Raw genomic sequence first — 23519 nt, 5'->3', positions numbered from 1 at the left:
GCGATGTCGCGCGGGCCCGCCCGTTGTCAGTGGGGCCTCCTATCGTGTGGTCATGACCCCTGCTCTGTTCGGGCGCGACCATCCCGCAGGCGTCCTCCGTGCGGAGATCGGCCGGGCGACGGACAGCCACGGCGGTCTTGTGCTCGTCACGGGCGAGGCCGGCATCGGCAAGACCACGCTCGTCACGGACGCCGCCCACGAGGCACGGCGGCGCGGCGCGCTCGTGGTCGGCGGTTCCTGCTGGGACTCCGACAGCGCCCCCGGTTACTGGCCGTGGGTGCAGGTGCTGCGCGGCGTGCGCCGCTCCGCCACGGCGGCGGAGTGGGCGGCGGCCCAGGAAGCGTCGGACGGACGGCTGGGGATACTCCTCGGCGAGCCGGGCGGGGGCTCCGTGGCCGGACTCCTGACCGGGACGGACCGCGAGGGCCCGGGACCGGGCCCGAAATCCGCCGCGGCCACAGCACCGGGCGCGGGTACGAATCCGGGCTCGGGTACAGGACCGGGCGGGGCGTCCAGCGGGGGTACGGGGCCGAGCGCGGGTACAGGTCCGGGCGGGGGCACGGGTCCAGGCGCGGGTACAGGTCCGGGCGGGGGAACGGGCACGGGCACGGGCGGGGGCACGGGCGGGGGCACGGCGGACTCCGGCACGGGTCCTTCCGACGCCGCAGAGGCGTTCGGGCTGTACGACGCGGTGACCACCGCCCTCGTCACGGTCTCCCAGAGCCGCCCGCTGTTAGTCGTCCTCGACGATCTCCACAGCGCCGACCCCGCGTCGCTGCGGCTCCTGGGATTCGCCGCCCAGCACGCCTGGTTCGAGCGCCTGCTGCTCGTCGGCACCTACCGGGACGTGGAGGTGGAGGCCCCGGGACACCCGCTCCAGCCACTGATCCTGCCGCTCGTCTCACGGGCCTCGGCCACCCTCACCCTGACCGGGCTGGGCCGCGACGAGGTGGGTGCGCTGATGGCCGTCACCGCGGGCCGGGAACCGGTACCGAAGCTGGTCGACGAGGTCCACCGGCGTACGGGCGGCAATCCGTTCTTCGTCGAGCAGACCGCCCGGCTCTGGCACAGCGGAAGCCCGGTTTCCACCATTCCGCCGGGTGTACGGGAGGCGGTCGGACAGCGGCTGGCCCTGCTGCCCGAACCCGTGGTCGCCCTGCTGACGACCGCCGCCGTCCTCGGCCGCGACTTCCGCCGCCAGGTCCTCGCCGTGGTGCACGGGGAGCCGGTCCCCCATGTGGAACGGCTCCTGGAACGGGCGGTCGCAGCCCGTGTCGTCGTCGCCCACCCGACCGGGCAGTACGCCTTCGCCCACGACCTGGTGCGCGAGACGCTGTACGCCTCGCTGGACGGGACGGCGGTCCGCGGGCGGCACGCGCAGGTCGTACGGACCCTGGACGCGCACGGCGGGCTCGGCGAGTCCGTCCTTCCCGGCGATCTCGCCCGGCACGCCCACCTCGCGGGCGGCGCGCTGGAGCGCGAACGCCGGATCGAGCTGATGACGGCGGCCGCCCAGGACGCCTCGGGACGGCTGGCCGACGAGGAGGCCGTCGGCCACTACCGGCGCGCCCTGGACGCGGCGACCGGGGACTCGGCGGAGGGGGAGGCACCGGACCGCCGCCGGACGGCACTGATCTGCCTCGACCTCGCCGGGCAGCTGCGGCACGGCGCCGACCCGGCGGAGGGGCAACGCTATCTGGACCGGGCCGTCACCCTCGCGCAGGAACTGGACGAGCCCGAGCTGCTCGCCCGGGTCGCGATGACGCTGCATCGCGAGGGTTCCCTGGGTTCCCGGGAGGCGTCCACCGTGGCCCTGCTGCGCGACGCGCACCGCAAGGTCACCGGCAAGGACGGTCAGGAGAAGCTCTCCCCCGACCGGCTCGCCCAGGAGCTGGCCATCAACATCGTGGCGCTGGCCCGGCGCGGCACGGACGACGAGGCGCTCGCCTTCTCCCTCTGGGCGCGGCACGACTCCGTATGGGGTCTCGGCTCCTCGGTGGAACGCCTTGAGCTGACCGACGAGATGATCGACGTCGCCCGCCGCACCCACCACCGCGAAATGGAGCTCCATGCCACGTCGATGCGGTGGGTGGCCCTGCTGGAGCTGGGCGATCCGGGGTTCGTGGACCAGTTCCGGACGTTCGTCACGCTCGCCGAGCGGGCCGACCTGCCCCGGTTCGACCTGGGCATCGCCGTCGACACCAGCCTGATCGCCTCCCTGCACGGGCGGTTCGCCGAAGCGGAAGCCGCCCTCGCGGACGAGGCGATGAACGAACAGGCGTCCGAGCACGCGCCGTTCGGCTTCATGGCGGGCCATCTGCACTGGGCCCTCCACCTGCTCCGGGGGCGGTACGAGAACGCCGAGGAGGTCCTCGCCCAGCTGCCCGCCGCCGGATATCCCTACCCCCGGCTGCTGGAGGCGATCACGGCGGTGGAACAGGGCGACGCGGCACCCGCACTGCGCCACATCGCCGAGCGGTCCGAACCGGCAGCCCCCTATCCGCGCGCCTTCACCCCGCTGTGGCTCCGGCTGATGGCCCAGACGGCCGCGGTGACCGGTGACCCGCAGCTCATCGCCCGAGCGGAGGACGCCCTCGCGCCGTACGCCGGGCAGTGGGTCGTCTCCCTGTACGGATGCGACATCAGCGGGCCCGTCGACCTCTGGCTCGGCCTGCTCGCCGCGGCCCGCGGGGACCGGGACGCGGCGGTGACCTCGCTCACCGAGGCCATCGCCTCCTCGGACCGCCTGGGCGCCCGCCCCTGGTCCGTACGCGCCCGCCTCCACCTGGCGGAATCCCTCCTCGCCCGGGCCGGGGACGCGACGGCCGACACGACAGCGGGACCGCCGGACGCGGAGGGCACGCACCGGACGGAGGGCACAGGCGGTACGGAGGGTACGCACGGTACGGCGGCTACGGGCGCTACGGCGGTCGACGCCGCAGGGGATGTCGCGGGGGATGTCGCACGAGATGTCGCGCGGGCCGGCCGGCTGCTCGCCGAAGTCAGCGGAGAGGCCACCGAATTGGGCCTGCACCACCTGGCGTCCCGTGCCGCGTCCATGCGCTCGCACCGGGCGGGGACCAGCACCGCGTCCCTGCCCGCACCCGCCTCCGGCACCGCCACGCCCACGTCCCGCACCCCGTCCGATGAGCACGTCTCCCCACAGGCCGGGGCCGCCCGGCAGGTTCCGCCCGGCGACACCACCGCACCCGCGGGGGAGTTCCGGCGGAACGGGCCCGTGTGGATGCTCCGTTGGCACGGAGTGACCGTGCACGTACCCGACGCCAAGGGGCTCCGGGACCTGCACACCCTGCTGGGTCTGCCCGGTGCGGACATTCCTGCCGTGCACCTGCTCGCCCCCGAGGGCGGCGAACTCGTCGTCGCCGCCCGGCAGCTCGGCGGCGACCCGGTGCTCGACGACGAGGCCAAGCACCGTTACAAGGAACGCCTGGACCGGCTCGACATGGAGATAGACCGCGCGGCGGCACGGGACGACATGCAGCGGGTCGAGGAGTACGACCGGGAGCGTCAGGCGCTGCTCGACGAACTCCGCAGCGCGGCCGGTCTCGGTGGCAGGACCCGCCGTCTGGGCGACGAGACCGAGCGGGCCCGCAAGACCGTCACCGCCCGCATCCGCGACACCCTCCGCAAGCTCGACGGGCTCCACCCCCAACTGGCCGCTCACCTGCGGGAGTCCGTGACCACAGGCACCACCTGTGCCTACCGCCCCGGCCACACCCCCGACTGGCGCCTGTGAACGCCCGCGACATCCGCCCTCCCCTCGCAGCTCTCCCCCGTCCCTGGGTCCTCAGCTGCCCGCAGCCCGCAGCCGGTGCAGGATCAGGTGGACCTCCACAGTCCCGCCGATGCAGGATCAGGTGGGCCTCCGCATGCCCCACCTCACAGGGCCACGACATCGGCGACGACACACGCCACGTTGTCGGGTCCGCCCGCGTCACCGGCCAGGGCGACCAGCTCGCGTACGGCCGTGTCGGGACCGTCCGCCGCGACGAGCGCACGGGTCAGGTCCGTCTCTTCCACCACCGCCGACAGTCCGTCCGAGCACAGGAGGTACCGGTCCCCCGGACGGGCCTCATACAGCCGGACATCCGGCCGGGGCGGGGTCGTGGATGCCCCGCCCACCAGCGCCTTGAGCAGCAACGCGCGCTGAGGATGCGAGCGTGCCTCCTCCGCCGTCAGCGAGCCGTCGTCGATCATCGACTGGACGAGGCTGTGGTCGTGCGTGATCCGGAACAGCTCGCCGCCCCGCAGCAGATAGGCGCGCGAGTCCCCGATGTGCACCAGCCCCAGCCCGGAGCCGGTCCACACCATCGCGGTGAGCGTGGTCCCCGACTCCTCCGGGACGGCGCGCCCCGCGACCACGTCCCGGACCGCCCGCGACGCGAGGTCCGCCGCGTCCTCCAGCGCGTTGAGCAGATCCGCCGCGCTCACCGCCGCCTGCGCGGCCGGCCTCAGCGCACCGATCGCCGCCGCACTCGCCTCGGCGCCGCTCGCCCCGAAACCGTCGGCGACGGCCAGCAACCGGGCCCCCGCGTGGACCGCGTCCTGGTTGGACTCCCGCGCCGCCCCCGCGTCCGACAGCGCCGCGTACCGAATCCCGAGCGTGCCCAGACCGGCACCGGCCCCGCCTCCCGAACCGCCCTGACCCCGTGAACCGCCCCCGCCCCCTGATCCGCTGCCACCCCGCGAACCTGCGCTGCCCGGACGGCCGTTGCTGTCCCGCAGCCCATTACCGGGCCCTGATTCCTGGCCGCCCCGTGCACCGTTCGGCATCTTCGACATCGTGATGTCCTCCGCTGACAGATGGTCGACGAGGAAGGTCGCCAGATCGCGCCGGGCCGCCGTCTCGGCCTCCACCCGCGCCCAGTAGGCGCGGATCTCCGCCGCGGCGGCGCCCGCGTCGAGTGCCACCACCCCGGTGATCCGGGTGAGCGGCATCCCGATCCTGCGCAGCCACGCCACCAGCCGGGCCGTCTCCACCTGCCCCTGGTCGTAGTACCGGTAGCCGTTCACCGGATCGACCAGGGCGGGCCGGAGCAGGCCCAGCTCGTCGTAGCGGCGCAGCGCCTTCGCGGAGAGCCGGGACAACCGGGCGAACTCCCCGATCGACACCAGCCCAGCACCACCAGCGCCACCAGCACCGCTGGCACCACTGACACCTTTGGCGTCCCCGGCGTCCCCGGCGTCCCCGGCGCCACCAGCACCCTCGGAGCCCACCGCACGGCCCTCGCGTTTCACCGCATACCTCCTCGTACCGGGCGACTTCCGCCCGGCCCCACCGATGCTGGGGCTTCCCCTGCGGGGAAGGTCAAGGATCCGGGTCAGCGAGGCACCGGGGCCGGCAGAACCGCCCCGCCCACCCCCGTCACTTGCGGTTGTAGAGCCGCATCGTCACCGGGCCGAACACCACCACGAACAGGGCGGCCCAGCCGAGCGACCAGGCGATGTCCGCCATCGGCCAGTTCCCGGCCATCAACTCACGTACCGCCGAGGCCAGATGGGTGACCGGGCTGTTGTTCACGAATGCCTGCAGCCAGCCCGGCATCGTCTTCGGGTCGACGAACACATTGCTGAGGAACGTCAGGGGGAAGATCACCATCATGCTGACGCCCATCACCGACTTCTCGGAGCGCAGCAGCAGACCGAACATCGTCCAGATCCAGGAGAACGCGAAGGCGAAGACCAGCAGCAGGGCAATGCCCGCCAGCACCCCGACCACTCCGCCGTCCGGTCTGAAGCCGATGATCATGCCGACAGCGAGCATCACCACCGAGGCCATCACATAGCGCAGAACATCGCCGAGCAGATAACCGACCATCGGCGCGGGCCGCCAGATCGGCAGCGTACGGAAACGGTCGAAGACGCCCTTGGCGATGTCGGTGTTGACCGAGACACCCGTGTACATCGTGATCATCACGACGCTCATCACCAGGATGCCGGGCAGCAGGAACTGGATGTACTCCTCGGTGGAACCGGCCAGCGCCCCGCCGAAGAGATACGTGTACATCAGGACCAGCATGATCGGGAACGCCGTCACGTCGAACAACTGGTCCGGCACATGCTTGATCTTCAGCATGGCCCGCCACCCGAAGGTGAGGGAGGCCGACAGCGCGCTGGGCCTCGGCGGCCGTTCCTGACCGACCAGAAGGGATGCGAGACGCTCCGCGTCGGGGGCTGCGAGCGCGACCTCGCCGAGCTCTGTCTTGGCGGTCGCGGTGCTCATGCCGCCACTCCCTTCTTGTCCGTGAGTGCGAGGAAGACCTCGTCGAGGCTGGGCTGCCCCAGCGAGAAGTTGTCGACGGTGATACCGGACCGGGCCAGTTCGGCCAGTGCCCGCGCGGCCTGTTCCGCCGCGCCCCGCTCGGTGCCGTGCCCGTTGACCCTGGCCGTGAGCGCCACGGGGTCCGGGTCCAGTTGCACCGTCGCGTTCAGAGCGATCGCCAGCACCCGCTCGGCCTCGGGGCGCTGTTCGGGGTCCCGCAGGCGCAGATGGACGGAGCCGGAGCCGACCGACGCCTTCAGCTCGCCCTTCGTCCCCTCCGCGATCACCCTGCCGTGGTCGATGACGGCTATCCGGGACGCCAGATGGTCCGCCTCGTCCAGATACTGGGTGGTCAGCATGACCGTGGTGCCCTGGGCGACGACGGCTCGCACGATGTCCCACACCTGGTTACGGCTGCGCGGGTCCAGCCCGGTCGTCGGCTCGTCGAGGAAGAGCAGGTCCGGGGTGTTCAGGATGGAGGCGGCGATGTCGATGCGGCGCCGCATGCCTCCCGAGTAGTTCTTCACCTGCTTTCCGGCCGCCGCACTCAGCCCGAAGCCCTCCAACAGCTGCTCCGCCCGGGTCCGGGCGGCCGGTTTGCCGTGCCCGAGGAGACGTGCGAGCAGCACCAGATTCTCGGCGCCGGTCAGGTCTTCGTCGACCGAGGCGTACTGCCCGGTGAGGGAGACCCTGCTGCGGACCGCGTCGGCGTCCTTCACCACGTCCTTGCCGAACACCCGTGCCTCGCCGTCGTCCGGTCGCAGCAGCGTCGCGAGCATCCGTACGGTGGTGGTCTTCCCGGCGCCGTTGGGTCCGAGGACGCCGTAGACCGTGCCGGCCGGGACGGCGAGGTCGACGCCGTCCACCGCGCGGTTGTCGCCGAAGACCTTCACCAGCCCCGTGGTCTCGATGGCCAGTTCAATGCTCATGTTCCATTCCTTGTACGTCGACGGGTGGGTTCTGATGATCCGGAGGAGCTGTTTCTGAGGGCCTGGGGCCTGGGGGCTGGGGGTTGGGGAGCTGTTGGTTCGGGGCGGGGCCGGGCCGGGCTGCGTCATGAGACATAGGGGCGGGCCGCCCGCGCGTCTCTCAACGCGGTGCCCCACCATCCGAGCTGGTCGAGCATCAGCCCCACGGCCCGGTCCCGCCCGTAGTCCTCCGCCTTGTCGTCCAGCCGCTCGGTCAGAAAGTCGAAGGCCACCCCGTTGCGCATGGTCACCGTGTGGAGTTCCGTGAAGACCGATCTCAGCTGCTCGACCGCGTACAGACCTGCGGAGCCATGCCCGTAGCTCACGAAAGCGACCGGCTTCGCCTGCCACTCCTCGTACGCGAAGTCGACGGCCTGTTTCAGGGAGGCCGGGAACGAGCGGTTGTACTCCGGGGTCACCACCACGAAAGCCTCGGCCCGCCCGATGGATCCGGCGAACTCCGTCATCTGGTCGGTCGCCCGCTCCGGATAGTGCACCGGGAAGTCGAAGTCGGCGAGGTCCAGCACGGCCAGTTCCAGCTCGTCGCGGAGCCGGGCCCGCGCCAGGAACCAACGGCCGACGGTGTCACCGATACGCCCCTCGCGCGTACTGCCGATGATCACCGCGACGCGCAGCGGCCGTGCGCTTCCCGTCATCCCTCTCCTCCTCTCCCGTCCGGGTGCCGGGCCCCGCAGGTCCCGCAGCCCGCTCCCTCACCCCATGGGCGCCAGACGGCGAGGCGCGACCGCCAGATTCGATCTGGCGGTCGCGCCCTGGAGAGAAACCAGCCTTCGCGCTCAGTCCTCCCTCGTGTAGAAGATGTAGAACGAAACGCAGAGCATCACGGCCCCGACCAGCACCCCCAGCCCGGTGGACCGCAGCACGCTGGTATCGGTGAGGCTGACCAGGAACCCGATCGCGCACGCGGTCAGCGCCCCGTACGCCGCCGCCCTCAGCTCGCGCGGCAGCGCATGCTGGATCCGGCCCAGCGCGAAGCAGAGCGCGGCCAGCGCGACTCCGGAGACCAGCCCGAGAAGGACCTGCCCGCCGGTGCTCGGGCCACCGTCCCGGCGGATGAAAGCCGCGTAGAAACCGAAGATCACGCCCAGCGTGAGCGGCAGCGCCCAGGCGAGCGGGCTGTGGTGGCGTGCCCGTGCGCGAGCCCGGGAACCCCCACGGGTCGGCATGGCTGCGTGTGTGGCCATGGCGGACAGCTCCTTCCGTCGCCCCCGTCGCACGCCCCCGTCCCTCCAGAGCACACCCGACCGCGCCGTACGGCAACTCGAATGGCGTACGGCCCGGGGCGCACGGCCTCCCCGCGGGATTCCCTGGGGGTGTGCGGACCTCCCTCTCAGCCACCCTGTCGGCAGTACTGCTCCTCCTGCTCGCGGTCCTGGTGCCGCTGAGCGCGCTCTCCGCCTGGGTCGACCTGGAGATCGACGACACCGACCGGTACGTGGCCGCAGTCTCCCCGCTCGCCTCCGATCCCGCCGTGCAGAACACCGTGAGCGATCTGATCACCGACGAGGCCATGAAGCAGATCGACCTCGGCCCGCTCCAGGACACCGTCCGGAACTTTCTCCACGAGAGCGTGCGGTCGTTCACCGATACCGATGCCTTCCGCACGGCCTGGGACACCGCGAACCGCACGGCGCACAAGGCGGTGACGTCGGCGCTGGACGGTAACAGCGGGGAGGCCGTGAACATCGATCTGGCTCCGGTGATCGAACAGGTCAAACAGGAGCTGGTGGGTAAGGGGGTGCCGTTCGCGGAACAGATCCCGGTCCAGCACACGGACATCACGGTGCTCACCGCCGACCAGGCCGACCGGCTGCGCGGCTCGTTCCGGTGGCTGCGGTACTGCAGCGTCTGGCCGGCCGTGGGGACGCTGGTGTTCCTGGTGCTGGTGGTGGGCATCGCGACGGTGCGGGGTGGCCGACGGGCCGCGCTGACGGCCACGGCGGTCGTCGGGGCGGGGTTCGTACTCGGCGCGATCGTGCTGCGGGTCCTGGTCGCGGTCGGCCGGCGCCGGGTGCTGGACGAGGTACCGGACAGTGACCGGGACGCGGCCGCGGCGGTCGTCGACGCGTTGACCGCGTCGCTGCGGACGACGGTATGGGTGGCTCTGGCGGTGGGAGCGGTCCTTCTGGTGGGGGCGGTGGTGGCGCGGCTGCTGATGCGCCGCAGGGCGCGGACACCCCGGATCGCCGGACAGGCCCCCTTGTGAACAGCACCGGGTGCCCCAAGGCGGCCGCCGCCGACCCGACGTGCGGCCGGGCAGGGGCCGGGCGACAGTAGGAATCATGACTGCCGGGGAGGCGACTGAGAGGTCTTCCCTGTACAAGCCGTCGCGCTGCCGTCGTGGTGCCGTCGCGGTCGACATGCGAGCCGCCGCGGTCGGCGCGTACCCGGCGGACCCACTGAAGGAGCCACTCATGGCCGACCACGACATCCTTGAACACATCGACGGGCTGGTCTCCGAGGAACGGACCCTGCGCGACCGGTCCACCCGGAACCTGGGCCTGTCCGCCGAGGAGAAAGCGCGCCTGCGTACGGTGGAGGTCCAACTCGATCAGTGCTGGGACCTGTTGCGGCAGCGGCGTGCGCTCAGCGAATACGGCGAGGACCCATCGGTGGCGAAGGTCCGCCCCGCCGACGAGGTGGAGGGGTACCAGAGCTGACCGAGGACCGCGCGGAACAAACAGGGGGTACGCAGTGGCCACGGCCGACGCCGCCGATGCAGACTCCGATGCCGATGCCGAACGGAAGCGGGCCGCGCCACCACCGTGGCTACTGAACGGGCTGCGTCCGCAGTCCGCGCCCATCCCCTGGGCCGCGGTTCTGCGCGCCTCCATCGCCCTGGCCGCCCCGCTCGCCGTCGGCTTCGCCGTCGACCGGCCGGCGTACGGCGCACTGGTCTCGATGGGCGCGCTGTCCGGTGTCATCGGCGACACCGCCGACGCCTACCGGATGCGGATCTTCAACATCGCCGTACCGCAGCTGTTCGGCGCCCTCGGCATCATGCTGGGCACGTTCGTGTTCGGAACCGGCTGGGCGGCCGTCGCCGTGCTGACCTTCGTCGGCCTGGTCTCCGGCATGATGTCGACGATCGGCGCCGTCGCCTCCGTCTCCGGCCTGCTCCTCCTGCTCAACTCGGTGGTCGGGGCCGGCCTGCCGATGCCCGACCCGTGGTGGGTGGCCCCGCTCCTGCTCACGCTCGGCGGCCTGGTGGTGCTGGTCCTGACCCTGCTGTCCTGGCCGTTCCGCCGACAGCTCCCCGAACGCGCCGCGGTCGCCGACACCTACCGTGCCTGCGCCGACCTGCTGGCCGCCGCCGGGACACCGGAGTACGAGCAGCAGCGCCAGGCGGTCACCCAGTCGCTCAACACCTCCTACGACCTGATCCTCGCCCGGCGTGCCCGCTACCACGGACGCAGCGCCCGCATGGTGCGGCTGCTGTCCCAGCTCAACGTCGTCATCCCGCTCATCGAGGCGGCGCCCGCCGTACATGTGCGGCACATCTCGCTGTCCGCCGAGATCCCCGCGGCGGTACGTGAGCTCGCGGACGACGTCGGGCTGAGCCGTACCGGCGAGCCCGAACTGCGGCTGCCCACCCCGGACTCCCCCGCGACCCGAGCGGTGGACAGCGCCCTGCGGCACGCGGCGACCGTCGTGCACAAGGCCGACCCCGACCCGTACAACGTCGACGACCGGCTCGGACGGCCCGCCGCGCTCGGTGTGCGCATCCGGCGGGCAACCCGCAGCGTGCTGCTCTCGGGGACGTCCTGGCGTTACGGGCTGCGGCTGGCCCTCTGCATCGGCCTGGCGCAGGCGCTCACCTCGCTGATCCCGGTGCCCCGCTCGTACTGGGTCGCGCTGACCGTCACCTTCGTCCTGAAGCCCGACTTCGGTTCGGTGTTCTCGCGTGCCGTGCTGCGTGCGGTGGGCACGGCGGCGGGGCTGGTCGTCGCCGCCCCCGTGCTGTCCGAGGTGCCCATCGGATGGTGGGACGTGCCCGCGATGGTGGTGCTCGCGGCCTTGATCCCGGCGCTCACGGCCAAGGGGTACGCGTTCCAGACGGCGGCCATCACACCGGTCATCCTGCTGCTGTCCGACCTGCTGAACCACCAGGGCGTGGGGCTGGTCTGGCCACGGTTCCTGGACAGTCTCATCGGCTGCGGCATCGTGCTGATCGCGGGCTATCTGCTGTGGCCGGAGAGCTGGCACACCCGGATCGGCTCCCGGCTCGCGGATGCCGTGACGGACATCGCCGACTACGTGGCGTGCGGTTTCGACGGCCGCGGGACCGACCAGGCGGAGCGGGTGCGGGCCCGGCGTCGCCTCTACCGCGACCTGTCCTCCGTGCGCTCCGAGTTCCAGCGGGCCCTGACCGAACCGCCGCCGGTCGGCACCCGGGCCACCGCGTGGTGGCCGCTGGTCGTCGCCGTCGAACGGATCGTGGACGCGACGACGGCCGCCCGGGTCCGGGTGAACCACGGCGCCACGGAGCCCTCGCCCCACGAGGTGGCGGGGATCGAGCAGCAGTTGCGGGAGCTGGCCGAGGGCATACGCAGCAGCGAGGTCCTGGTGGAGGTACGGGCCGAGCTGCCGGGCGACGAGGACAGCGTCCTTGAGCCACTGCGCCAGGAGGTGGCCGCGGCGCGTGCGATCGCCTCGCCCCAGCCCTGACCGGGCACGAGCCGTCCCTGACCCGACACGGAGACAGCTCGGCGAGGCTCAGCTCGGCGAGGCTCAGGGGTAACTCGGCTCACCGGTAAGGAGCGTGGTGCGACGTTTCACGTGAAACGCCGCACCGGGCGCGTACCGGTCACTGCTCCGGACCCGGCGCCCGTTCCGGAGCCCGGCCCTGAAGGCGCTCCATCTCCCGCCGGTCGCGCTTGGTCGGGCGGCCCGCACCCCGGTCACGGACCGGGACCTGGATCGCCACGTCACGGGGCGGCGGGGGCGGACTGTTGTCGACGAAGCATTCCGCCGCAACGGGCGGACCGACCCGCTTCTTCACGATCTTCGATACGACGACGATCCGGTCCCGCCCCGCGTGCCGGAGCCGTACCTCATCGCCGACGCGCAGGGGCTGGGCGGGCTTGGCCCGCTCCCCCGCGACCTTCACATGTCCTGCCCGGCAGGCGGCAGCGGCCTGCGAACGGGTCTTTGTCAGCCGGACCGACCAGATCCAGACGTCGACCCGGACGCTTCCCTCCGCCTGCGGTGCGTCACCGGAAACCATGGCTCCGACTCTAGTGCGCCGAACGCACGCGGGCGCCGGACGAGCGGGATTCCGACCCCACCCGTCCGCCGCGCCCACCTGCCCCGGCCCGCCTGCCCCGCCCCACCCGACCGGCGCCCACGTCCGACCGGGGCCCACCTCCGACCGATGGCGTCAGGAGCCGAAGTCGCCGATCACTTCACTCATGTTGTAGCTGTACAGCTCGCGCTTGCAGCCCGAGCACTCGGCGCTCGGGGCATGCTCGCTGAGCGACCACAGCTGCGGAGCGAAGCCGTCCCCGCGCCCATGGGCCAGGTACAGGTCCTCGGGGCCGACCGCCGATTCCAGGATCTTCGGATTCCCTACGAGCTGAGTGGCCCCGCCGACCGCGCCCGGGGTGGCCTGGAGCAGCCGGCCCTTGCTGTAGGCGTTGCTGCGGTGGAAGTACCACGTGCCCTCGTAGCGCAACACACCCTGGATCTTGTGCCACAGCCGCTCGCCGTTGAACATCCCCTCGGTCGGCAGACCGTAGGCGAGATCCGCGCTCGCGGTGGTGCCGGTGGCGCCCTCGACCGCCGCGGTGAGCGCGGTCATCGGGTACGTACCGACCCGGCCGGTGCTGTCGCCGCCGTTGTTGCGGTTGCAGTACTCGCCCAGGACCAGATGATCGGTGCCCGTCCGGTCCAGCGAGATGTACGAAGCCTTGGGGCGCCCGGTGGCGTAGCACTGGTTCCCCGAGGTGGTTCCGCCGTTCTTCGCCGTCGTGAACTTCAACGAGGCGACCTGGGGCATCACGTACCGGTAGCCGTAGGAGTACCAGACGTTGTTCTGCCGCCCGATCCGCTTCTTGTCCGTGACGTCGCTGACCAGACCGTCCGGCGTCGGGTCGTTCTTCTCGGCATCGTTGTCGGGGTTGAGGTCCATGATCTTGCGGAGGTCGAAGACCCGCATGCCGTTGGCGGTGTCGGCCACGTACAGATAGTTGCCGTACCAGACCATGCCACCCGCGTGAATGCCGTTCTGCGCGGCACAGCTGGTGGTCACCGCGGAATCGCACAGGCCCTCGCGTGCGTGCAGCGCGTCGAAGGAGATGTGGTCCTGGGAGTTCATGTACGGCCAGGCCAGCAGGACATGGCGGTACTGCTTCGTGGCCTGATGGAAGAAGCTGACCCGGACGCCCTTCTCGTTGCAGGCATCGGAAGCGGAGCTCTTGAGGCAGTCGTCACGGCCCGCCGCGTAGTCGCTGCGGTCCGGATTCCTGTCGTCGTACGAGGCCACCGCGATCGGCTCGGCGTTCGACGTGCCCCAGTCCTCGTCCTCCTGGGCGTCCGAAACCCCGGTGATGGCCTGCGGAATCCACTCGGTGGAGGAGAGGTCGTCGCTCTGCCAGCAGACACGGTGGCTGGTCGACAGATCGGAGCCGTAGATGGCGGTGGTGCCACAGTCGGCATTCCAGCCGGCGGGCCGGTTGGCCTGCTTCATCAGCTCGGTGAGGCCCTGTGCGGGCAGCGCGGCGTCCAGCTTTCCGACCAGGCCGGAGAGGCCGGTGCCCGCCGCCAGCTTGAAGTCGGCCACCCGTCCGGGAACCGGGGCGGCCGCCAGGCCGGGGACGGTGGGTGTCCCACCGGGGCCCACCAGGTCGTCCTGCTCACCCTCGTGTTCGCTGGCGAATCCGTCATCAGGCATGCCGGCGTCGCCCGGTACGGGACCGCCGGCCGCCGGAACCTCGGCGGGGGCGGGAGCGGCGGTGAGCGGTGCGGCGACGGCACCGGCCGCCGGCACGAGGCCGGTCAGCATCGCCCCGGCCGCCACGGCGCGGGCCACCAGACGTGTTCTGCGGGATGAATGTCCCATGGAGGAGCCCTTCTTGAGAGCGCGTACGGTCAGCACAGGTCGCTGATCAGCACAGATCAAAGATCACCGACCACGACGTCACCGACCGTATGGCGGTTCACGTCGGCCGGTCGCGCCGACAGGGCAACTCCGATCCGGGCACACATATTTGAGCGACGCACATCAGGCCCGCGCCCATGGGGCGCGGGCCTGATGTTTCCTCACTGCACCGCAGGAAGGACGTTCGCCCTCAGGGGCATCACACGCCGATGTCGCGGCCGTCCTTGCGCCACACGGCGACGACCGACGGACGGACGATCTTCCCGGGTCCGTCCGGCCAGTTGCTCGCCGGCTTCTCGACGGACGCGCCGTCGATCTCGCCCGGGTGCTGCACGGCGACCAGGACCCGGCGGTCCTGGATGAGCGGGCCGCAGGTCTCGGCGCCGGTCGGGACGGTCAGGAACTGCTTCAGCTCGCCCCGGCGTTCGCCCTGGGTCGCGACTCCGAACAGCCCGTCGTGCGAACCGAGCTGGTTGCCGTCCGTGGAGATCCACAGGTTGCCGTGGGCGTCGAAGGCCACATTGTCCGGGCAGGAGATCGGGCTGACCTTCTCCTTGGGGAAGCCGGAGAAGTACGTCGCCGGGTCGTTCGGGTCGCCCGCGACGAGGAAGAGCCGCCAGGCGAAGCCGTCGCCCGCCGGGTCGTCCCAGTTCTCGGCGAGTTCCAGGATCTGACCGTGCTTGTTGGCGTTGCGCGGGTTCGCCTCGTCCGCACCGGCCTTGCCCGCCTTGCCGCGGTCGGAGTTGTTGGTGAGCGCGATGTACACACGGCCGGTGCGCGGCGAGGGCTCGACGTCCTCGGGGCGGTCCATCTTCGTGGCACCGACCTTGTCACCGGCCAGGCGCGTGTAGACGTACACCTCCTCGGCCGTCATTCCGGGCACGTGCGAGGTGTTGCCCGTGGCCAGCGGAATCCAGACGCCACTGCCGTCGAACTCGCCGTCCGAGGGCAGCTTGCCGGTGCCGTCGAACTCGTTGACCGGCGAGTCACCGGTCAGCTTGGCGACGTACAGCGTGCCCTCGTCCAGCAGGGTGAGGTTGTGCGCGTGGGCCGCCCGCGAATTCCCCTTCTTCATCCGCTTGCTGGAGACGAACTTGTAGAAGTAGTCGAACTTCTCGTCGTCGCCCATGTAGACGACCGGACGTCCGTCGGAGGTCAGTCGCGGCTGCGCGGCCTCGTGCTTGAACCGGCCCAGCGCGGTCCGCTTGCGCGGGGTGGAGTCCGCGTCGTACGGGTCGAGCTCGACGACCCATCCGAACCGGTTGGCCTCGTTGGGCTCCTTGGCCAGGTCGAAACGCTTGTCGAAGCGCTCCCACTTGCGCTCCGTGGCGCCCGCCGCGATGCCGTACCGCTTGTGCATGTCGGTGGAGCCGTTGGCGAAGTACTGGTTGAAGTTCTCCTCGCCGTGCAGGGTCGTGCCCCACGGCGTGGTGCCACCCGCGCAGTTGTTGAGCGTGCCGTACACCTTGCGCCCGGTGCGGTCGGCGGACGTACGCAGCAGAGGGCTGCCGGCGGCCGGGCCGGTGACCCGGAACTCGCTGGTCGCGGTGAGGCGGCGGTTCAGCGGGTGCCGGTTGACCGGGCCGAGCTTGCCGGTGCGGTGCTCCTCCTGGACGACGACCACGGAGAGTCCGTGCGCGGCCCAGGCGATCTCGACCTGCTCGCGGGTCGGGTTGGCCGGATCGTACCCACGGAACATCAGGATCTCGTCCGTGTACTCGTGGTTGGCGACCAGGACCTGACGACCGCGCTCACCGCGGAGCGGGAGCAGGGAGAGGAAGTCGTTGTTGTAGCCGAACTGGCCCGCCTGCGCCTTCGCGGACTGCTTGTCCGGGTTGAAGGCGGGGGCCCCGCGCAGGATCGGCTCGCCCCAGCGGATCACCACGTTCTGGCCGTACCCGTCCGGGACGGTGACCTTGTCGTTCTTGTTGGGGGCGACGGGCGAGAACCGCAGGCCACGGGCGCCGGAGGGGGCGGGCCGGTGCGGGTGACCGGGCTTGTGACCGTGGCCGACGAGCGCCGCGGCCTCGGCCTGCGGAGCGGCCGGGCCGGTCAGCGCGGCGGTACCCGCGGCAGCCGCGACGGTCACCACGGCGGCGGCACGCATCATCGAGCGACGCGACAGGGCGCCGGCGATGACATCGCCGGCGTACTCGTTGTCGCTGGTGTTCGGTATCTCCTTGAAGCAGGCGTCACCGCAGCGGTAGCGGCAGGTCAGCGCAGAGCGCCCGCCCGGGTGCGAGCTGATGAGCGGCAGCAGATTGCGCACGTGGTTTCCCTCCGTCTATGTGTCTTGTGTGACGGTAGGTGTGCATCCACGCGGTATGACGGACTCCCGGTGAACGGACAGTGAAGTCCGGGCCACCGCTGCTCTCTTGAGGCTCGGTCCGGACTCGGACAGGGATCGGTTGCGGCTCAGCTGTCCCAGGGGCGGGCCGCACCGCCGAACGGCCGGATCCGGCCGCTAACCTTACGTATCCGCCCTGGCCAGGGAGCAAATTCCGCAGGTCGGGCATTTACCGCACTCAACTCATGCGAAAGGCCTCGCCCATGGGCATTCGGAGCTTGCTGCGCAAGGTGTTCGGCCGCACGGAGCGGGACGAGCCGACCACGGCCACCGTCCCGCCCCAGGCCGAGCGCACCCAGCCCACGGAGTCGGAGCCGGAGACCTCTCCTGCGGCCGCGTCCGTACCGGAACCGAAGGTCTCGGTTCCTGCCCCGGCCTCTCCTTCTTCGGTTTCCTCGGGTTCCTCGGTTTCTTCGGCCTCCTCTTCTTCTTCCGTCTCTTCCGTACCCGCGCCTTCTTCCGGTTCCGGTTCGGGTTCCGGTTCGGGTTCCGGTTCGGGTTCCGGTTCGGGTTCCGGTTCGGGTTCCGGTTCTGCCGGGCGCGAGAGCGGACTGGCGTCGGACCTGGTCGCGGCGGCGTTCGACAAGGCGGCCACGCCGACCGTCCCGGCCCAGGGCTCAGCCCCGAAAGCGAAGCCGAAGCCGGCCCCCGAACCGGTGAAGGTCGTGGAGCCCGTCGGGACCGCCGAGGTGGCAGCCGCCGCCGAGGAGGCCAAGCCGGTCGAGGCCGCGCCGGCCGTCGAGCCGGAGGCCACGTCGGACGCCACGCCGGAACCGATCACCATCGACCTGGACCCGGAACCGGCACCCACGCCGCTCGCCGAGACCGAGCCGCTCGCCGAATCCACACCGGTCGCCGAGGCGGCGCCGGTCACCGCGGCCGAGCCGATCACTGAGGCCGCGCCGGTCACTGAGGCCGCGCCGGTCACCGAAGCCGAGCCGTCCGCCATCGTCGAGCCGGATGCCGAGCCGGAGCCCGCCCCCGAGGCAGCTCCCGAGCCCGTCGCGGCCGTCGAAGCCCCCGAGCCCGCCAAGGCTCCCGAGGTCGTCAAGCCCGTCGAAACACCCGAGGCAGCCGAGGTCCCCGGGACCTCCAAGGCCGTCGAAACCCCCGTCTCCTCCCCCGCCCCCGCTCCCGGCAAGCCCGCCGTGACCGCCGCCCGGGTCAAGTCACGCGCGCCCCAGCTCGTCGCCCCGTACAAGGCGGCGCAGGCCGGACTCAAGGCGCACGGTCTGACGGGGCTCCGCGCCTCCGTCTATCTGGTCCTGGACCGGTCGGGCTCCATGCGGCCGTTCTACAAGGACGGCAGCGCCCAGCACCTGGGCGATCGTGCGCTGGCTCTCGCCGCACACCTCGACGAGAGCGCCACCGTGCCCGTCGTCTTCTTCTCGACCGACATCGACGGCACCGGGGCGATCGAGCTCACCGCACACGAGGGCCGGATCGACGAACTGCACGCGGGCCTCGGCCGCCTGGGCCGTACCAACTACCACCGCGCCGTCGAGGAGGTCGTCGCCCACTACGAGAAGTCGGAGGCCACCGGCCCCGCCCTGGTGATCTTCCAGACGGACGGACCGCCGGACGCCAAGCAGGCCGCCAAGCAGGCACTGGCCGATGCGGAACGGCTGCCGCTGTTCTTCCAGTTCGTCGCGTTCGGCGAGCAGGACGCGAAGGGCTTCGACTTCCTGCGGAAGCTGGACGTCGACAACGCCGCCTTCTTCCACGCGGGACCGGCCCCGCGCGAGATCACCGACGCCGAGCTCTACCGGGAGATCCTGGCCGGGCTGCCGGCCTGGATCGCGGCCCGCGAGACGGTCACCGAAGGCTGATCCACGGGCAGCTGTACGGTCACGGCGAGACCGCCCTCGGGGCCGGGCACCGCCGTGACCGTACCGCCGTGAGCCACCGCAATAGAACGTACGATCGAAAGCCCGAGCCCCGACCCCGGCCCCATCCGGTCACGGCCCTCGCCCCGCCGGAACGGCTCGAAGAACCCTGCGATGTCCGCGTCGGCCACCACCGGACCGGTGTTGCGCACCACCAGAACCCCCGCCGCCGTGAGCGACATCTCCACGGACCCGCCGGGCACGTTGTACGTCACGGCGTTGGCCAGCAGGTTCGCCACCAGTTGGGCGAGCAGCAGCCGGTTTCCGCGTACGGTGCAGGGCCCGCTCACCACGGTCCTCACGTCCATCACCGGCACCTCCGGCCCGCCGGGGACGCCGCGCGCCGCGCGCTGCCGGGCCTGCTGCCGCACGGCCTCCTCCTCCACCACCCGGGCGAAGCCGACCTTCTCCCGCTCGCTCGTCGCCAGCCCCCGCTCGCTCCGTGCCAGCACCAGCAGCCCCTCGATGAGCCGCTCGCTGCGCCGGTTGGCGTCCAGAAGCGTCTGCCGGGTCCGGACGAGATCCTCCGGCGTCGGGTCGTCGAGACCCACCTGGATCGCGGCCCGTTGCGTGGCCAGCGGGGTCCGCAGCTCGTGCGAGGCGTTCGCGATGAACCGCCGCTGGCTGTCGAACGCCTTCTCCAGCCGCGCCAGCAGCGCGTCGAGCGTCTCGCCCAGTTCCCTCAGCTCGTCGTCGGGACCGCTGGACGCTATCCGTTCGTGCAGGGTGTGCTCGGAGAGCCGACGGGCCTTCGCGGTCATCGCGTGGACGGGCCGCAGCACCCGCCCGGCGGTCCACCACCCCACCGCGACCGCGCACGCCGTCATCACGAGCAGCGCGGCGATCGACCAGTACATGAGCTGCCGGCCCGCCGCGTCGCTGACATGGTCGGTGAGGTCGTAGACGGTGGGCGGCCCGAGACGGCTGCGGCTGATCAGCGGGCCGTTCACCGCGTAGCCGGGCTGCACGACAGCGGCCGACGAGGCGATGGCGCGCGCCTCGGAGTCCGTACCGGCGCGGGACGCCAGGTTGACGGTGGCGAGCAGGGCGGTCCCGAGGACCAGGAACACCCCGCCGTACACAAGAGCGATGCGCGTCCGGATCGTGGAGTGCGGCACGTTCGCCGCGCCCACCATCCGCAGGAGCCGGGTCCGCCGCTTCACAGGGCGTACCCGACGCCCTGCACGGTACGGATCAGGCCGGGCTCGCCGAGCTTGCCGCGCAGCTTGCTCATGCACACGCGCACGGCCCCGGTGAACGGGTCGGCGTTGGCGTCCCAGGCCCGTTCCAGCAGCTCCTCCGCGCTGACGGTCCCGCCGTCGGCCTCCAGGAGCAGCTGAAGCACCGTGAACTCCTTCGGCGACAGATCCAGGTCCCGGCCGTCCCGGGACGCGGCCCGCCGCACGGTGTCGAGCCGGATGCCGTACCGCTCCAGCTGCGGCGGTACGGGCCTGGCGCTGCGCCGCCGCAGCGCGCGTACCCGCGACACCAGCTCGGGGAACTCGAACGGCTTGGCCACGTAGTCGTCGGCTCCGAGATCGAGCCCGGCGACACGGTCCTCCATCGTTCCGGAGGCGGTGAGCATCAGAATCCTGGTCCGCGAGCCGGAGGCGACCAGCTTGCGGGCCACATCGTCGCCGTGCACACGGGGCAGGTCGCGGTCGAGGACGACCACGTCGTAGTCGTGCAGTCCGAGATAGGCGAGCGCCGCGTCACCGCTGTACACCGTGTCGACCGCGAACCCGGCCCGGCGCAGCCCGGTGGCGACCAGCTCCGCCAGGATCTCCTCGTCCTCGGCGACAAGTACCCGCATCGTGATGTCCCCTGCCTCGTGCATGCGTGTCCACTCCCTCCCAGGATGCGTCTTAACTACCGGAAGGCATGTTTCGCAAAGCTCTCCGTGGGCGTCGCGTGGGCTCTGCTCGGGCTCGGCATGGGGTCGGCGTGGCCTCTGCTCGCGCTCTGCGTGGGCTCTGGGCTGCGCGGGCCGCGTTTATCGAGGTGAGGGGATCTCCCACGGACCGTTAGGATTTCGACCATGGCGGCCACTGGATCCCGAGAAGCAGGGGGCGAAGACGTGAAGTCCTTCTACGTATCGACCCCCATTTACTACGTCAACGACGCTCCTCACCTGGGCCACGCCTACACGACCGTCGCAGGCGACGTGCTCACCCGCTGGCACCGCCAGCGGGGCGAGAAGGTGTGGTACCTCACCGGCACGGACGAGCACGGTCAGAAGATCATGCGCACGGCCGAGGCGAACAACGTCACCCCGCAGGCTTGGTGCGACAAGCTGGTCGAGGAGGCGTGGAAGCCCCTCTGGGAGCATCTGAACATCGCGAACGACGACTTCATCCGGACGACGGAGAAGCGGCACACCGACCGTGTGCGGGAGTTCGTGCAGGACCTGTACAACAAGGACGAGATCTACAAGGGCGGGTACGAAGGCCCGTACTGCGTGGGCTGCGAGGAGTACAAGCTCCCCGGCGATCTGATCGAGGACGCGGACGGCACCAAGCTGTGCGCGGTCCACAAGAAGCCGGTGGAGATCCTCAAGGAGGAGAACTACTTCTTCAAGCTGAGCGAGTATGGCCCGAAGCTGCTGGAGTTCTACGCGGCCAATCCCGGCTTCATCCAGCCCGAGTCCGCCCGCAACGAGGTCGTGAACTTCGTCAAGCAGGGGCTTCAGGACCTGTCGATCTCCCGCTCGACCTTCGACTGGGGCGTCCCGGTGCCGTGGGACGAGAAGCACATCATCTACGTGTGGGTCGACGCGCTGCTCAACTACGCGACGGCGGTCGGCTACGGCGCCAACCAGGAGAAGTTCGACGCGACGTTCCCGGCCGACGTCCACCTGGTCGGTAAGGACATCCTCCGCTTCCACGCGGTCATCTGGCCCGCGATGCTGATGGCTCAGGGGCTGCCGCTGCCGGGCCGGATCGCGGCCAACGGCTGGCTGATGGTCGGCGGCGAGAAGATGTCGAAGTCGAACCTGACCGGCATCAAGCCGCAGCAGCTGACCGCGCACTTCGGCGTGGACGCCTACCGCTGGTACTTCCTGCGCGCCATCGCGTTCGGCAGCGACGGTTCGTTCTCCTGGGAGGACTTCTCCGCCCGCTACACCTCCGAGCTCGCCAACGACTACGGCAACCTCGCCTCGCGCGTGGCCGCCATGGTCGGCAAGTACTTCGGCGGGGCGCTGCCGGAGGCCACGGCCGCCGGTGACGCCGAGCAGGCCGTACGGGAGGGCCTCGCGCAGGCCGTCGCGACGGCCGACCGGAAGATCGGCGAGGAGCTGGACTTCCAGGCCGGCATCCTGGCGGTCTTCGACTTCGTGAAGCAGGTCAACGGCTACATCACGGAGCAGGAGCCGTGGAAGGTGGCCAAGGACACCTCGCCGGAGGGCCAGGCCCGCCTCGCGACGATCCTGTACACCGCCGCCGAGGCGCTGCGCGGGGTCGCGGTCCTGCTGAACTCCGTGATGCCGGACACCTCGCAGAAGCTGTGGGAGTCCCTGGGTGCCGAGGAGTCCCTGGGCGCCCTGGCCGACCAGCGGGTCCAGGACGCGGGCACCTGGGGCCTGCTGCCCGCGGGATCGACCGTCACCAAGGGTGCGGTGCTGTTCCCGCGCCTGGAGGAGAAGCCGGCCGCGTAGCGGTCGGCAGCCGGGTACGCAGACAGCCGGCGAAGGGCCCGGAATCGCCGCGCGCGGTTCCGGGCCCTTGTGCGTGGGCCTTCGGGACACGAGGCATCTACGCGGTCGCGGAGCACGTACGCGGTCGCGGAAGATGTACGCGGTCGCTGATTCATCGTTCCAGGGCGGCGGCGTCACCCATCACGATCACCGGGTTCTTCGCCGGGTCCAGGGTGCGCAGGAGTTCCTCCATCCGCTCCTCCGGGAGCGAGACGCAGCCCTGGGTCGGGCCGCCGTGGTCCACGTGGATCCAGATGCCGCCGCCCCGGTCCATGCCGAGCGGGCGGGTGCGGTCGAGCGGGGTGACGCCTGCCGTGCGGTTGTAGTTGATCGCGACGACGTAGTCGAAGGAGCCTTCCAGGGGTTCGCCGAAGAACCCGTCACCGCTCACCGCGAAGTGCGGCTGCTCGTCGTACGGCAGCAGGGAGCCGGGGTCGGGCAGCCTGCCGCCCGCGTCGGTGAGGGTGTAGACGCCGTTGGGGGACTTGAGGTCGTCCGCCATATGGAGATCCGTCCACCCCCGCATCCCGTTGTGGGCGGGCCATGGGCCGGCCGCCGGTCTCCAGCTCTTCGTCGGGCCGTCGCGGGTGTAGAGCACGGCGGTGGACCGGTTGGAGTCCGCGGCCTCGCCGGTGACGACGAACGCCTGCCGGGCGTTGGACGGGATCAGCCCCCTCGTCCCCGGACCCAGGTACGGGATCTCCTGGGGGCGGGCAGGCGGCGTCGGAGTGGCCCCCCCGGCCATGGCGGCGGACTCCGGCCCCGCCGCACCGCCCGGGGGTCCGGCGAGCGCGGCGGCCGTGGAGTCCGCGGCTTCCCTGGAGCAGCCGGTGAGGAGCAGGGCCAGAAGGACGAACGGGGCGGCGAAGAGAACGTACGGGCGACGGGGGACGGGCACGATGGCAGGCTCCTCGGTGGTTCCGGCTGTCGGCACGAGACGGCACGGTGGTCTCAGGTGCCAGTCTTTGCCGACCGCGGCCCGCGCGAATCCGGACCGGGGCCATCCGGCTGTACCGGTGGCCGGGGCGGGAACGGCCGCAACTCCACGTACCCGTACCCGCCGGTGAGTTGGGTGCCCCGCAGGTACGGCTCGTGGGGGGCCGGGTCGACGCGGTTCGTCACACCAAGGGCCCCACACAGCGAAACAGTCCCCGATCAGGTGATCGGGGACTGTTTCACGTGAAACAGGCGCAGGCCCTGCTTCGCGGGCCTGCTTCTGAT

Annotated in this window: 17 protein-coding genes; 6 read left to right on the top strand and 11 right to left on the bottom strand. The window is 71.2% G+C overall.

The genetic code is table 11. From position 1 onward, the window contains the following. Positions 1-52: 52 nt before the first annotated feature. Positions 53-3757, top strand: a complete 3705-nt coding sequence (locus A6A29_RS38515; protein ID WP_073727942.1) for an ATP-binding protein — start codon at positions 53-55, stop codon at positions 3755-3757. A 143-nt stretch (positions 3758-3900) separates the two neighbouring features. On the opposite strand, the gene A6A29_RS38510 is transcribed toward A6A29_RS38515, so the two are convergent. From A6A29_RS38510 to A6A29_RS38490, 5 genes are all read right to left on the bottom strand, one after another. After that, a complete protein-coding gene (locus A6A29_RS38510; protein ID WP_073728160.1) occupies positions 3901-5136 on the bottom strand; it encodes a protein phosphatase 2C domain-containing protein in 1236 nt (411 codons plus the stop codon). A gap of 250 nt (positions 5137-5386) precedes the next feature. Then, the gene (locus A6A29_RS38505) at positions 5387-6244 is read right to left on the bottom strand and encodes an ABC transporter permease (protein ID WP_073727940.1); all 858 of its coding nucleotides are present in this window, start codon (positions 6242-6244) and stop codon (positions 5387-5389) included. Continuing rightward, positions 6241-7212 carry an ATP-binding cassette domain-containing protein gene (locus tag A6A29_RS38500; RefSeq protein WP_073727938.1) on the bottom strand — a complete coding sequence of 324 codons (972 nt, stop codon included), beginning with the start codon at positions 7210-7212 and terminating at the stop codon, positions 6241-6243. Before A6A29_RS38500 ends, A6A29_RS38505 begins: the two co-directional genes overlap by 4 nt. Positions 7213-7337: 125 nt before the next feature. Continuing rightward, positions 7338-7907, bottom strand: coding sequence for an NADPH-dependent FMN reductase (locus A6A29_RS38495; protein ID WP_073727936.1), 570 nt, complete (start codon positions 7905-7907; stop codon positions 7338-7340). 141 nt (positions 7908-8048) lie between these two features. Next, positions 8049-8456, bottom strand: a complete 408-nt coding sequence (locus A6A29_RS38490) for a hypothetical protein (RefSeq protein ID WP_073727934.1) — start codon at positions 8454-8456, stop codon at positions 8049-8051. Positions 8457-8587: 131 nt separating this feature from the next. Here A6A29_RS38490 and A6A29_RS38485 point away from each other — a divergent pair, with 131 nt between their 5' ends. The 3 genes from A6A29_RS38485 to A6A29_RS38475 all read left to right on the top strand — a co-directional run bounded on the left by A6A29_RS38485 (position 8588) and on the right by A6A29_RS38475 (position 11940). Then, complete coding sequence (locus A6A29_RS38485) at positions 8588-9478, top strand: hypothetical protein (RefSeq protein WP_073727932.1); 891 nt, start codon at positions 8588-8590, stop codon at positions 9476-9478. A 208-nt stretch (positions 9479-9686) separates the two neighbouring features. Then, positions 9687-9932 (top strand): DUF2630 family protein, encoded by a 246-nt coding sequence (locus tag A6A29_RS38480; protein ID WP_073727930.1) that lies wholly within the window; start codon positions 9687-9689, stop codon positions 9930-9932. Positions 9933-10074: 142 nt separating this feature from the next. After that, positions 10075-11940 carry an FUSC family protein gene (locus A6A29_RS38475; protein WP_079183213.1) on the top strand — a complete coding sequence of 622 codons (1866 nt, stop codon included), beginning with the start codon at positions 10075-10077 and terminating at the stop codon, positions 11938-11940. A 139-nt stretch (positions 11941-12079) separates the two neighbouring features. On the opposite strand, the gene A6A29_RS38470 is transcribed toward A6A29_RS38475, so the two are convergent. The 3 genes from A6A29_RS38470 to A6A29_RS38460 all read right to left on the bottom strand — a co-directional run bounded on the left by A6A29_RS38470 (position 12080) and on the right by A6A29_RS38460 (position 16640). Continuing rightward, positions 12080-12499 (bottom strand): RNA-binding S4 domain-containing protein, encoded by a 420-nt coding sequence (locus tag A6A29_RS38470; RefSeq protein ID WP_073727927.1) that lies wholly within the window; start codon positions 12497-12499, stop codon positions 12080-12082. Between the two features lie 153 nt (positions 12500-12652). Beyond that, the gene (locus tag A6A29_RS47280; protein WP_143197145.1) at positions 12653-14332 is read right to left on the bottom strand and encodes a hypothetical protein; all 1680 of its coding nucleotides are present in this window, start codon (positions 14330-14332) and stop codon (positions 12653-12655) included. Between the two features lie 238 nt (positions 14333-14570). After that, the gene (locus A6A29_RS38460) at positions 14571-16640 is read right to left on the bottom strand and encodes a PhoX family protein (protein WP_073727923.1); all 2070 of its coding nucleotides are present in this window, start codon (positions 16638-16640) and stop codon (positions 14571-14573) included. A 281-nt stretch (positions 16641-16921) separates the two neighbouring features. On the opposite strand from A6A29_RS38460, the gene A6A29_RS38455 reads away from it, so the two are divergent. Beyond that, a complete protein-coding gene (locus A6A29_RS38455) occupies positions 16922-18547 on the top strand; it encodes a VWA domain-containing protein (RefSeq protein ID WP_073727921.1) in 1626 nt (541 codons plus the stop codon). On the opposite strand, the gene A6A29_RS38450 is transcribed toward A6A29_RS38455, so the two are convergent. After that, positions 18481-19767 (bottom strand): sensor histidine kinase, encoded by a 1287-nt coding sequence (locus A6A29_RS38450; protein WP_073727919.1) that lies wholly within the window; start codon positions 19765-19767, stop codon positions 18481-18483. The two genes, A6A29_RS38455 and A6A29_RS38450, sit on opposite strands and share 67 nt — an antisense overlap. Beyond that, positions 19764-20417 carry a response regulator transcription factor gene (locus A6A29_RS38445; RefSeq protein ID WP_198953557.1) on the bottom strand — a complete coding sequence of 218 codons (654 nt, stop codon included), beginning with the start codon at positions 20415-20417 and terminating at the stop codon, positions 19764-19766. The genes A6A29_RS38450 and A6A29_RS38445 overlap by 4 nt, the downstream gene beginning before the upstream one ends. Positions 20418-20642: 225 nt before the next feature. On the opposite strand from A6A29_RS38445, the gene metG reads away from it, so the two are divergent. After that, entirely contained in the window at positions 20643-22259 is a 1617-nt protein-coding gene (gene metG / locus A6A29_RS38440; protein ID WP_073727915.1) for a methionine--tRNA ligase, read from the top strand. A gap of 151 nt (positions 22260-22410) precedes the next feature. Here metG and A6A29_RS38435 read toward each other — a convergent pair whose 3' ends face one another. Then, on the bottom strand, positions 22411-23196 hold the full coding sequence (locus A6A29_RS38435; protein WP_073727913.1) for a L,D-transpeptidase family protein: 786 nt from the start codon (positions 23194-23196) through the stop codon (positions 22411-22413). Between the last annotated feature and the right edge of the window lie 323 nt (positions 23197-23519).

The organism is Streptomyces sp. TSRI0281, assembly GCF_001905125.1.
Lineage (GTDB): Bacteria > Actinomycetota > Actinomycetes > Streptomycetales > Streptomycetaceae > Streptomyces.
This window is presented reverse-complemented; position numbering and strand designations above follow the sequence as displayed.